This window comes from Hyalangium sp., assembly GCF_045802625.1.
Classification (GTDB): Bacteria; Myxococcota; Myxococcia; order Myxococcales; family Myxococcaceae; genus Hyalangium.
Genome location: NZ_JBJMQP010000129.1, coordinates 26,846 through 38,529, shown reverse-complemented (window position 1 = coordinate 38,529; position 11,684 = coordinate 26,846). Strand labels below are relative to the sequence as shown.

Below are 11,684 nucleotides of genomic sequence, written 5' to 3'. Positions count from 1 at the left end.
TCGGGCGCGGCTCGGAGCAGATGCTGGTGAAGCCGGATGACACGCCGGCGAAGAAGGCGAAGAACCGGCGCTACGAGATCCAGGTCCGGTTCTGAGCGAGGCGCGCTCCGGGCGGCGCTAGCTCCTCGGGGCGGCCAGGAACCACTGCACCGCCTCGCGAGCGATCTCCGTGGGCACGGTGTGGGGCCCATCGAACTCGCGGTAGAGCACGTCGTAGCCGACGGCCTGGAGCCGGGGCACGAGGCGCCGGCTGCACGGATCGATGGGCAGCACCATGTCCTGGGTCCCGTGGGAGACGAAGACCTGCGGCTCGCCGTGCTGCTCCGCCGGAGCGGCGAACCCCGGCGAGAACGCCAGGACGTGGGTGAACAGGTCTCCGTTGGAGATCCCCAGCGACACGCCATACGAGGCGCCGTCGGAGAAGCCACCGATGGCGATGTGCTCCGGGTCCACGGCATAGCGCTCGAAGATCCAGGAGAGCGCCTGATCGATGAACTCCACGTCCGGCCCGTACTCCCTGCGGATGACATCCCACGTCGGGCCTCGGGAATCCGGAGCCACGAGGATGAAGCCCTCGGCTTCGACGAACGCCTGGAGCATGCCCAGGCCCTGCTGCCCGCTTCCGCCCGCTCCATGGAGCATCACCACCAGCGGCGCGGGCCGGTCCACGCGATAACCCGCGGGCACGTAGACGAAGCCATCACGCCGGCCTCCGAGCCCGAGCGGCAGGAGCCCCCGCTGAGGCTCCCGCATCCTCACGAGCCGAGGCCGCGCCTCCAGCCGTCCCTGGCGAGCCAGGTTCGGGTTCAATCGGGTTGCGCTCGTTCCACTCATTGCCATGACTGTCCTTCCGGATTCCTTGGGCTCGTATCCGAGGGCCACGAGGTGCGGGTTCCCGGAGAGGGCTCATCCGCGGCCTTTACCTTCGGAGCACTGCACTGCGTCACGAAGCGGCGCTCCTGCGATAACGCCGGCCTCCCCCAATCTCGTTCCGATTGCATTCGCCTGCCCGGCCAGCATCCATACAATCGCGGCCATGCGCCTCACTGACTCCTCCGTCGAGCCCACCCGCCTGCATCTCTGGGGAGCGCGAGCCGCGCTCGAGGTCCGCTGCCCGTTGCCCGGGGTGCTGCGCATCCGGCACGCGCCCTCCTCGGCGGGGGTGGGCTTCGCGCACCCTCAGCTCGCCTCCAAGCAGTCCTGGGCGGTGATCGCCGACGAGGCCCGGCCGCTGCAGGTCCGCCGCGACGGAGAGACGTTCCACATCACCGCGGAGGGAGCCGCGCTGGAGCTGTCCTCGGCGAACGGAACCTGGAGCTTCCGGGACACGGATGGCCGGGTGCTCGCGCGGTGCGAGTCGGTGTCCGGCGAGTCCTCTCCCAACATGCCGTTGAACCACCACCGGGCGAGGCTGGCGCTGCACGCGCCCGAGGACGAGGCGTACCTGGGCTTCGGCGAGAAGGTAGGGCCGCTGGACAAGCGCGGGATGCGGCTCACGTTCTGGAACACGGACGTGATGCCGCACCACCCGGACACGGATCCGCTCTACATCTCCATCCCCTTCTCGCTGGGCCTGCGCGAGGGCATCGCGTGGGGCTTCTTCCTGGACGAGACGTGGCGCTCCGAGGTGGACGTGGCGTACGGGGAGCCGGACCGGGTGCGCTGGGAGAGCTGGGGGCCGGAGCTGGACGTGTACCTCATCGTGGGGCCGCACCCGGCGGACGTGGTGCGCCGGTACGCGACGCTGACGGGACGTCCCCCGCTGCCGCCGCTGTGGAGCCTGGGAGCGCAGCAGTCGCGCTGGGGCTACGAGAGCGCGGACGACATCCAAGGGGTGATCCAGGCCTACCGCTCGCGGGGGCTGCCGCTGGACGCGGTGTACCTGGATATCGACTACCTGGATGCCTACAAGGTGTGGACGTGGGATCGCTCACGCTTCCCGGATCCGCAGGGGCTCATGCACGAGGCGGAGAGTGCGGGCGTGCGGGTGGTGCCCATCATCAACCCCAACGTGAAGGCCGAGCCCGGCTACCCCACCTATGAGGAGGCGAAGGAGCGGGACTATCTGGTGCGGGCGGACAGCGGAGACGTGCTGGTGGGCGAGGTGTGGGCGCGGCCGGCGGTGTTCCCGGACTTCACTCGGGACGAGGTGCAGCAGTGGTGGGGGGACTGGCACCGGGAGTTCCTCGAGCAGGGCATCTCGGGCTTCTGGAACGACATGAATGAGCCGGCGTGCTTCGAGCTGCTCGAGGCCACCGGGAGTGTGTCGGCGATGGGCGGGCGGATGGAGGAGGCCAAGCGGCGCGAGGGCAAGACGCTGCCGTACGCGGCGAGGCACGGGAAGCGAAGGCACCTGGAGGTGCACAACGTCTACGGCATGGCGATGACGAAGGCGGCCTTCGAGGGCTTCCGGCGGCATGCGCCCGAGCGCCGGCCGTTCCTGCTGACACGAGCGGGGTACGCGGGCATCCAGCGGTACGCGGCGGCGTGGACGGGAGACAACTCGAGCTACTGGGAGCATCTGGTGCTGTCGATGCCGATGCTCATGGGGCTAGGGCTGTCGGGGGTGGCGTTCACGGGCGTGGACATCCCGGGCTTCATCGGCCGGCCGAGCGCGGAGCTGTTCGCGCGGTGGACGCAGCTGGGCACGTTCTACCCGCTGATGCGTAACCACGCGGCGAAGCCGATGCCCTTCCAGGAGCCCTGGCGCTTCGGAGAGAAGCACCTGGCGCTAGCGAAGGCGGCGCTGGAGCGGCGGTACCGGCTGCTGCCCACGCTGTACTCGCTGATGCACGAGGCCTCGGAGACGGGGCTGCCCGTGCTGCGGCCGCTGCTCATGCTGGATCCGGCGGACGTGGAGGCGCTGCGGGCATTCGATCAGCTCCTCTTCGGCAGGGACTTGATGGTGGCGCCGATGACGAAGCCGGGCCACACGAAGCGGATGGTGTACCTGCCGAAGGGCCAGTGGCTGGAGTGGCCCAACCTGGAGAAGGCCCGCGCGGTGCGCGAGGGAGGCCAGCACATCATCGCGGAGGGCCCGCTGGACACGGTGCCGATCTGGCTGCGAGCGGGCGGAGCGATCGCGCTCACGAAGCCGGCGCTGCACACGACGACGGCGAACTGGGAGCACATCGAGTGGCACATCCACGCCGGCCCGGACGTGCGCGCCCGGCTCTACGAGGACGAGGGCGACGGGTATGGAGAGTCCCGCACCTCCTCCATCACCGGAGGCTTCGACCGGGGCCGCTTCGTGCTGGAGCGCCGCGTCCAGGGCAACCTGGCCCCCGTGCGCAAGACAGAGACGCTGTTCCTCTATGGCCTCAAGGGCGTGCGCTCCGTCACGGGCGCGCTGGAGCTGGGCTCCTGGAAGGACAGCGTCCTCGAGGTCCCCATGAGCGCGAACTGGGACCGGCTCGTGGTGAACGTCTAAGCGCCAGCAAAATCGGCTACCACTCACCTGAAAGCATCATCTATGTTTCAGGCCAGCCACAAATCCTGGCACTCACAAGCGGGCATCATGTTCCACCATCAACACAACATCCCCAGGTCCAGTCAAACAATATGAATAACTTCAATTCCTTCCCAGCGAGACTGAAGATATTCAGCCACCAAGCGACGATGGCAATGCTGGGGTTTCTCCTCACTGCATAGAAGACAGCTATTTTCTACAACATCGCGAGAAATAGCGTTCTCGACCTGCCGCTTTGATATAAGATCCAGGAATTTCCTCTCATACACAAGCCAATCCCCCTTATTCTTCTTATACTCATCAAGCATATCCTGCGTCGGAGCCAACTCAGGAAGATGAACATATTCCATACCGCAGATCTCCTTGAGAAAAAATTGAAGGTCGTCACGTTTCGTAAACCCAGCCAACTGAGAAACGTTGTTCAACCTTGTGTCGATAAGCCTCCTTGCCCCCGAAGCGCGAAGTTTACCAAAGAAAACTTCGGCCGATTTCTTCGTAAAACCAATAGTATAGATCTTCATCAACTCACCTCTCGAGCACCAATGCCAGTCATTTTCCCATCAACATAGGCAATTCTATCCTCCTGCAGAGAGTAGGCCCGCTCAAACAACTGCGCGTCGGATTGGAAAAAATCTTTCTCTGCCAAACCAAGCAAATCCAGCAGTCTCACCATGGCTTCGCTGTGCCTCTCAAGGTGACCATCACCATGAATATGTTCAACCGAAATACCAAGAGACTGAAGCTCTCGCGCAACCAAAATCGCCCTATGGCAAAAAAGAGGCTCCTTCTCTGCACATAGCAGCGCAATTCGATAATTCTCCATGCCCCTGCGCAACCTATCAACACCTTGCCGGAATAACGAAGTCGCCGCCAAGCGCCTGTACTTGACCTTACCATCCTCATAGCAACCCGGATCTTCCGACCGAGCGCCCAGCTCTTTCCCAAGAAAGGCATACGCTATTCTTTGAGCTTTGAGAGACTTCTGAAGTGCTTCACGGTTGAATTGAGGATTCAGCGTACTGCGCGGACTAGAGCGCACATCAGCCACCGCAGTAACTCCATGGGCTTGAAGTAGATGTATTAACTTTTCTACCGTGTGCGTTGAATGTCCCACTGTAAAAATTGGCTTTGAGGAAATCATGACCACCTACGTCACGCTCGGTCAGGCGTGACTAACCCCGCTACAAGTTTGTAGCAGTAGCCGTCTTTGTTCATCTCCCCCAGGCTTACCGTCACGTAAGACTCTCCAACCTCGTACTCACCATCCGACTCGGCTAGGTATTGTTTCTCCACTAACGGATCAGTAATCCACAATTCATAGAGTATTTTGTTGTAGTAGAACTTACCTTGAACACGTCTCTTGGAGTCACCAAAGGACGCACCAGGCGCAAACACCTGTATAGACATGGAGTCAAGCTTCAGCAGATATAACGATCCAGAGCATGCTTGCGCCTCGGCCAGAATCACTCGATCATTGCACCCTGCACGCGAGCTTGAGTTGTTCCGCCAGAGAATCTTGGGAGAATCAACCCACTTTTCCAGCGCATCCCACTCCAGTCTGCCAACCTTTTCCCAGCTCTGGCTCGAATCAATCAGGTGATTCTCAACCTGATGATCTCTGGGACGCGGGTCCAACAGTGGAATTTTAATAATATCAAGAAGCTCGGGATCGCTCCCATCTTGGTACCGTCTCTCGTATGCTGAAATCTCTTCGTGCTGGCGGTCACTAATCGGTCTAAGCCACTGACCAGGTTTCTTATTACGCCACTCCTTTCCAGCGACACACCTGCCTGCTAACTTCCTCGAATTAGCGAAACACACGAAGGTCTTATAAGTCGTCATTCTTTGCCTCGGTTTTCGGCCTCAGACGAAGCTCCCTCTATCACTTCAGCCCCATACCAAGTGGTCGAGCCATAGCAGCCATGGAGCCCCAGTCCTTCGGCAAATATGCTAGTCAATCTCATAAGATAGCAAGAGTCCTACATCTTACCCCACTGCGGATGAGGAGTGCACTTCCGTCTTGGCCTCTGTGTGTCCCTGCTCCACTTGCTGCTTCGCGGGGATGAACGTCATGGCCCGCTCGGCCAGCGCGGTGATGGTCAGGGACGGGTTCACGCCCGGGTTCCCCGAGACCGCCGAGCCGTCGACGACATAGAGGCCCTCGTAGCCATACACGCGGTGCTGCGCGTCGATGACGCCCGTCTCGGCCGAGCCTCCCATGCAGCACCCGCCGAGGATGTGCGCCGTCGTGGGGATGCCCAGCACCGTCTCGTTGACGAGGCTCATCGGCATACCGCCCACCTTGTCCGCCACCCGCCGGGCCAGCTCGGCCGCCTCGGGGATGTTGGCCGTGGGAGCTGGCCCCGCCTTGAGCACCGTGGTCAGCCCCTTGCGCAGCGCCGTCATCAGCCCGCGACCGCGCTTCATGCTCAGGTACCCGTCCAGCGTGCGCATGTAGAGCAGGATGATCGACTGCTTCGAGTAGTCGCGCGCCACCATCACGCTGAGCATCTTGAGCGGATTGCGGAACATCACCCCGATCAGCCGGGCCAGCCGTGTCATCGGCCCCTCGCCCGTGACGTACGGCGCCGAGAGCATCCGGAAGAAGCCCGAGCCCGCCGAGTAGCGCACCGGCTCCAGGTGCGAGTGATCGTCCGTGTGCAGGATGGATCCAATCGCGATGCCCCGGGACAGATCCTTGTCCCGCTTGGGTGTGACGACTCCGATGAGTGCCTCGGAGTTGGTGCGGACGAAATCGCCCACCCGGTCCGAGAGCCGCGGCAACCCGTCCGGGCTCACCTTCAGCTTCAGCAGCAAGTCCACCGTCCCCAGCACGCCTCCCGAGAAGATGATGTTGCGCGCGGTAAAGCGCCGCTTGCGCCGGAAGAAGGTGGACGCCCCCTCCAGCGCCTCCACCTCGTAGCCGCCGCCCGCGAGCGGGCGCACCCACGTGGCCTCCGTGTCCGCGTGAATGGTCAGCCCCCGCTTCTCCGCGAGGTAGAGGTAGTTCTTGTCCAGCGTGTTCTTCGCGCCGAAGCGGCACCCCAGCATGCAGCCGCCGCACGAGTTGCAGCCGGTGCGCTCCGGCCCCTCGCCATTGAAGTACGGGTCCGGCACGGTGACGCCCGGCTTGCCGAAGTACACGGCCACGGTGGTGGGCTGGAAGTCAGTGCGGCCCATCTCCTGGCCCACCTCCTGGATGATCTGATCCGGGTAGGTGCTCAGCGGGTTCACCGTCGCCCCGAGCATCCTCTGCGCCTTCTCGTAGTGCGGCGCCAGCTCCTGCTTCCAGTCGGCCAACTGGCTCCACTCGCCATTCTTGAAGAAGTAGTCCTTCGGGATGGGCAGCGTGTTCGCGTACACGAGCGAGCCGCCTCCCACTCCCACGCCGGAGAGCACGGTGACGTGGCGGAAGAACGTCATCTTGAACAGCCCCCGCCACCCGAGCTGCGGCATCCACAACCACCGCTTCAGGTTCCAGTTCGTCTTCGGGAAGTCCTTCGCCTGGAGACGCCGGCCCTTCTCCAGCATCACCACGCGATAGCCCTTCTCCGTCAGCCGCAGCGCGCTCACGCTGCCGCCGAACCCCGAACCGATGATGAGCCAGTCGCAGTCCATCGAGTCCTCATCCCTGAATCGTGCAGCGGGACTCTCTCACTACCTTAGACACGGTGCGAAGGGGCAGCCCTTCCTGAGCCCTCAAGCCCTCAGGGCATGCCCCTTGCGTCCGTGGCCCCTCCCGGGCGCGCCCTCGACCGATCCCTCGGCTCCTCTCTGGGCACCGGCTTACGTCCGGCTGCTCCGGGCCCGGCGGCCTCCCGTGGTGCGCCGGGTCGAGGACACGGTCCGCCGCGAGGTCCGTGGGCGCCGAGCGGGGCGTCGATGCTCCTCCACCGGAGGCTCCTCCTCGGGTGTCGTGGGGACCTCGCCCAACAGATCGACCATCTCCTCCAGCGTGAGGGACTCCAGGAAGGAGGTCTGCTGGTAGAGCCGCCGCAACGCATCCTCGCTGATGGCCCCGAGTTCCTGGACGGAATGCGCTCCCTGCCCCTCGGCCCAGGCGCTCTCCCAGATCGAAGCCAGGCGCAGCGCCCCCGCGGCCAGGGCGTCCATCGTGCGATCTCCGAAGCCCTCCCAGAGCCGCTCGATGCGGTCCTTGGGACCCGTGCCCTCGTTGTAGGCCTGCACCAGCTTCTCCGGGGGCATGGCCGCGACGGTGCTCCGCATGAGCTCGATCACCGCGACCGCCGCCCCATGCCCGCCCTTCACGTCCGCCTCGGCCTTCACGCCCTTGAGCCGCTGGGCGATCCCCTCCAGGATCTCGGCCGCCTTCTGGTCCAGCATCTGCGTCTCGTACACCGCGTGGACGTTGTACTGGACGGTGCCCTTCTTCAGCGGCGGGAAGCCGTGGTGGAGCCGCGAGACGTGCAGCGGCTGGCAGGCGTCCCCCACGTAGTGCGCCAGGATGCCCGCGGCCGCGACGAAGCGAGCGGCATCCCCCTCGCGTGCGAACCGCACCATCTCCTCGTAGATCTGCCAGACGCGGAACGGCAGGCTCCCCTTCTTCTCCGCGCCGATCGCTTCGTAGAACTCGTTCCAGATCCGCGGGTGCACGTTCTCCGGCTGCTTCGACAGCTCGAGCAGATCCATCCCCTCGAACCTTCCCTGCCCCGGCTCGTCCATGTCCGAGAAGTGATTGCTCTCGTCCTTCTGGCGGCCCGGAGTCTGCCGCCACACGTCATCGGCCACGTCCGCCAGCGGCACGAAGGGGTAGTGGTTCGAGCCGCGCTTGTACTGTGCCGGATCCTGGAGGATCTCCTCGTTGAAGCCGACCCGGTCCCGGTTGGCCGCCATCAGCTTCTTGAGCTTCGGATCCGAGGCGAGATCGCACGCCTTGGCGCCGATGGTGTAGTGCCCCATCTCGCCCCAGTACTCGACGTGCCCCAGGTTCCAGTCCCGGACGAGGTCCACCTCCAAAAGCCGGCAGACGTTGCTCAGGCTGGTGCCCAGCGCGTAGTGGAACTCGCTCTTGCCGGAGCTGCCCGAGTCCAGCAGCACGTGCCCACCCCACTGCAAGGCGATGGGGCGCAGCCGTGGCTTGCGTTCGTGGGGCTTGCGGCCCTTGGCGGTGGGCTCGGCCTCCTCGGCCTCCTCCAGGAGCCACAGCGTCCCCGAGTCTCCGGGCAGCGTCTGCATCGGCTTGCCCTCCCGGCCGCCGATCAGCAGGTCCGAGACGTAGTCGTATCCGCCGAGCGACTTGTACCGGTAGAAGAGCGCGAGGATCTCTCCCTCCAGGCGCTGCGAGGCCGCGCCGTACGCGCACACCTTCCGGCCGATCACGTCGAGCGTGAGGTTGGTGGGGTGGAGATCCGCGAGCTCGCCGAGCTCGCCAATCCCGTAGACCTGCGTCGTCCAGTGCTGCAGGTCATCGATGCGGATGAGCCCCGCATCGAGGTTGACGAAGGCGCGCGTGCCCGGCCAGCCGTCGTAGAGCTCCTCGAATCGCAGCTTGCCGATACGGCGCTCGTCCGCGACGCCCAGGCGCATGCGTTGCCCGTTCACCAGCGTGTAGAGCTCCGTCCCTGGCGCTCCCACCACGTGCCGGTTGGTGAGGGCATAGACGCTGTTGCCGTCCGTCACGAGGCAGCCGATGGAGCCCAGGTGCTCCTGCCCCTGGGAATCCGTCAGCACGGAATAGCCGCCACCCACCAGGCAGGACGAGAAGCTCGGGGTGGCCGTGGGCGCGGGGGCTCGCGGCTGCACCTCCACATGCACCACGCAGGTCGGCACCACGCGCCCGTCAGGCAGGTACAGATAGCTGGGGACGATCTGGTCGGGCCGGCTCCGGAACTCCTCAGGCGAGAGCCACTCCTTCACGAACACCAGCACGCAGGCCGGGGCCCACCGCGGCGCATAGGAGTTCATCAGCGTGCGAGGCTCCTTGCGCTTCGAGGAGCGCTCGGGCCCGTGCGGTCGGAGACCGTCCATCGGCATGTCTCGCAGCTCGTCACGCCGGAAGCGGAAACGGCCGATGGCGGTGGCCACCACGTTGTCCATGTTCGTGAGGTGGACGTGGTAGGTGTTGCGCGCCTCGAGAGCGTCCCTGAGAGACAGGGATTGAAAGCTCCGCTGGTGCAAGCCTCTGTTCATCATGTGTGGCCTCCTTCATGACCAGATTGGAAGGAGCGCCACGCCAAGGGATGTGACAGCCGGAGATCGGCTCGTGCGCCCGGCCGCCCGAGATGCGGCCTCGCGGCGTCAGTCCTTGAACTCGGCCACCACGGGCGCGTGATCCGAGGGCTGCTTGCCCTTGCGCTCCTCGCGATCCACCTCGACTTTGACCAGCCGCTGCACCATGGGCGCGGTGGCCAGGATGTGGTCGATGCGCAGGCCCTTGTTCTTCGGGAACGCCAGCATCCGGTAGTCCCACCAGCTGAACTTCTGCTCGTTCGGGTACAGCTTGCGGAAGGTGTCCGTCAGCCCGAACGCGCACAGCCGCTGCAGCGCGTCCCGCTCCCTCACCGTGAAGAGCGTCTGCCCCTCCCACAGCGCCGGATCCCACGTGTCGATATTCTCGGGCGCCACGTTCCAGTCGCCGCACAGCACCAACGGCTGCTCCGGCTTGTGGCGCGTGTCCAGGTAGCGCCGCAGCCGCGTGTACCACTCCAGCTTGTACTCGTACGCCGGCGAGTCCACCGACTGCCCGTTCGGCGCGTACACGCTCACCACACGCACCCCGTTCACCGTCGCGGCCACGACTCGCGCCTGCGGATCCTCCACGTCGTCCGAGAGCCCCTGCAGCACGTCCTCGGGCTTCGTCTTCGAGAGGATGGCGACACCGTTGTAGGTCTTCTGACCGTTCAGCGCGGCGTGGTAGCCCAGCTCGCTCACGGCCTCCGCGGGGAAGTCCTTCTCCAGGCACTTGAGTTCTTGCAGGCAGAGCACGTCCGGCTGGTGGCTCTTCAGCCAGTTCAGCAAGCGCTCCTGACGAGCCCGCACCGAGTTCACGTTCCAGGTGGCGATCTTCATCGCGCGGCACCGTTGCACGTCACCCGCGCCCCTTCCACGGTTTTCCCCCTGCCTCTGTCGCTCGTGTGGCCCGAGGGCCGCACTTCTCCCCGCTTTCGAGGGAATTCCTCCTGGCATGGGCATCGCAATGAGCCCCGGCAGGAGACCGCCATGAAGAAGTCCCCGAAGTCCCGTCCCTCGAAGTCCCGCCTGCTCCAGTCCCTCGTGCCCGCGCTGGCCGCCCTCGGCTTCGCCGCGCATCAGGGGCTCGCAGCCTCGCGCTCCTCGCGGACTACTTCGTCCGACATGCCTGTAGCGCAGGCCTTGCCCTCCAAGACGCCGAGCTCCGCCCTCCCCTCGCTGGCTCGCCCGGCGCTCAGCCCCGCTCCCGCGCCCGTCGAGGAGGCGGTGTATCCAGAGCCGCGCGTCGATGCGCTGAGCCTCGCCCACGAGCACTTGAACCGCGTGAACCATGTGGCTCGGGCCCGGACGCTGCGCGAGCTGGGCGATCTCTCGGGGGCGCTCACGGAGAGCCGGCGCGCCCTGTACGACGCTCCGGATGATGAGGAGATCCTCGGCACCATCACCCGCCTGGGACAGCTCACCGGTCAGACGGCGTTCGCGGTGCTCGCCTACGAGCGGCTCGGCCGTCTGAATCCCGAGGACGCCTCACCGCTCGTCCAGCAGGCACGCCTGCTCGTCTCCCTGGGCCGGTATGCCGATGCCGTCCGCGTGGGCGAGGAGGCCGTCTCGCGCGAGCCCGAGGAGCCCGAGGCCTACCAGGTCCTCGGCCGTGCTCACCTGGCCGCGGGCAACCTCCCCGACGCCATCCTCCGCTTCCAGCAGGCCGTCCACCTGGATCCCGAGCATGGCTACGCGCTCAACAACCTCGGGCTCGCCTGGCTGCGCGCCAACGAGAACGCCAAGGCCGCCGAGGTGCTCGCCCGCGCCGCCGCCCTGCTGCCCAACGTGGCCTATGTGCATAACAACCTCGGGGTGGCCTATGAGCGGCTCGGCCGCACCGAGGAGGCCCAGGCGGCCTACGCCACCGCCACCCGGCTCTCGCCTCGGTACGTCAAGGCGCGGGTCAACTCCAACCGGATGGGCAAGGTGGCCAGCCTCGGCGTTGCGGCGGCGGGCTCCCAGGGCAGCGCCGCCGAGGGGCTGCTCCCCGAGGACCCGGGCCAGTGAGCCCCTAGCGCGGGCA

At 65.4% G+C, this 11,684-nt stretch carries 9 protein-coding genes and 1 pseudogene; 3 read left to right on the top strand and 7 right to left on the bottom strand.

The features are described from left to right. Positions 1-95: pseudogene (locus ACJ8AT_RS24310) on the top strand (OmpA family protein); the annotation flags it as partial. Between the two features lie 22 nt (positions 96-117). Here the strand turns inward: ACJ8AT_RS24310 and ACJ8AT_RS24305 are convergent. After that, the gene (locus tag ACJ8AT_RS24305; RefSeq protein WP_407740221.1) at positions 118-810 is read right to left on the bottom strand and encodes an alpha/beta hydrolase; all 693 of its coding nucleotides are present in this window, start codon (positions 808-810) and stop codon (positions 118-120) included. Positions 811-1,036: 226 nt separating this feature from the next. Here ACJ8AT_RS24305 and ACJ8AT_RS24300 point away from each other — a divergent pair, with 226 nt between their 5' ends. Then, a complete protein-coding gene (locus ACJ8AT_RS24300) occupies positions 1,037-3,430 on the top strand; it encodes a glycoside hydrolase family 31 protein (RefSeq protein WP_407740220.1) in 2,394 nt (797 codons plus the stop codon). 122 nt (positions 3,431-3,552) lie between these two features. On the opposite strand, the gene ACJ8AT_RS24295 is transcribed toward ACJ8AT_RS24300, so the two are convergent. From ACJ8AT_RS24295 to xth, 6 genes are all read right to left on the bottom strand, one after another. Then, positions 3,553-3,990: a DUF488 family protein gene (locus ACJ8AT_RS24295; RefSeq protein ID WP_407740219.1), complete on the bottom strand. Its 438-nt coding sequence runs from the start codon at positions 3,988-3,990 to the stop codon at positions 3,553-3,555. Next, positions 3,990-4,610 (bottom strand): DUF488 family protein, encoded by a 621-nt coding sequence (locus ACJ8AT_RS24290; RefSeq protein ID WP_407740218.1) that lies wholly within the window; start codon positions 4,608-4,610, stop codon positions 3,990-3,992. The genes ACJ8AT_RS24295 and ACJ8AT_RS24290 overlap by 1 nt, the downstream gene beginning before the upstream one ends. Positions 4,611-4,621: 11 nt before the next feature. Further along, the gene (locus ACJ8AT_RS24285) at positions 4,622-5,311 is read right to left on the bottom strand and encodes a dual OB domain-containing protein (RefSeq protein ID WP_407740217.1); all 690 of its coding nucleotides are present in this window, start codon (positions 5,309-5,311) and stop codon (positions 4,622-4,624) included. Between the two features lie 144 nt (positions 5,312-5,455). Beyond that, a complete protein-coding gene (locus ACJ8AT_RS24280) occupies positions 5,456-7,087 on the bottom strand; it encodes a GMC oxidoreductase (RefSeq protein ID WP_407740216.1) in 1,632 nt (543 codons plus the stop codon). Positions 7,088-7,255: 168 nt separating this feature from the next. Continuing rightward, complete coding sequence (locus ACJ8AT_RS24275; protein WP_407740215.1) at positions 7,256-9,622, bottom strand: hypothetical protein; 2,367 nt, start codon at positions 9,620-9,622, stop codon at positions 7,256-7,258. Between the two features lie 105 nt (positions 9,623-9,727). After that, positions 9,728-10,498, bottom strand: coding sequence for an exodeoxyribonuclease III (gene xth / locus ACJ8AT_RS24270; protein WP_407740223.1), 771 nt, complete (start codon positions 10,496-10,498; stop codon positions 9,728-9,730). Positions 10,499-10,648: 150 nt separating this feature from the next. Here xth and ACJ8AT_RS24265 point away from each other — a divergent pair, with 150 nt between their 5' ends. Further along, positions 10,649-11,668, top strand: a complete 1,020-nt coding sequence (locus tag ACJ8AT_RS24265; RefSeq protein ID WP_407740214.1) for a tetratricopeptide repeat protein — start codon at positions 10,649-10,651, stop codon at positions 11,666-11,668. Positions 11,669-11,684 lie beyond the last annotated feature (16 nt).

Bases quoted from the DNA above. Each gene is read 5' to 3' on its own strand.
- ACJ8AT_RS24290 (WP_407740218.1), bottom strand. From the start codon at position 4,610: ATGATTTCCTCAAAGCCAATTTTTACAGTGGGACATTCAACGCACACG.
- ACJ8AT_RS24285 (WP_407740217.1), bottom strand. From the start codon at position 5,311: ATGACGACTTATAAGACCTTCGTGTGTTTCGCTAATTCGAGGAAGTTA.
- ACJ8AT_RS24280 (WP_407740216.1), bottom strand. From the start codon at position 7,087: ATGGACTGCGACTGGCTCATCATCGGTTCGGGGTTCGGCGGCAGCGTG.
- ACJ8AT_RS24275 (WP_407740215.1), bottom strand. From the start codon at position 9,622: ATGATGAACAGAGGCTTGCACCAGCGGAGCTTTCAATCCCTGTCTCTC.
- ACJ8AT_RS24295 (WP_407740219.1), bottom strand. From the start codon at position 3,990: ATGAAGATCTATACTATTGGTTTTACGAAGAAATCGGCCGAAGTTTTC.
- ACJ8AT_RS24265 (WP_407740214.1), top strand. From the start codon at position 10,649: ATGAAGAAGTCCCCGAAGTCCCGTCCCTCGAAGTCCCGCCTGCTCCAG.
- ACJ8AT_RS24300 (WP_407740220.1), top strand. From the start codon at position 1,037: ATGCGCCTCACTGACTCCTCCGTCGAGCCCACCCGCCTGCATCTCTGG.
- xth (WP_407740223.1), bottom strand. From the start codon at position 10,498: ATGAAGATCGCCACCTGGAACGTGAACTCGGTGCGGGCTCGTCAGGAG.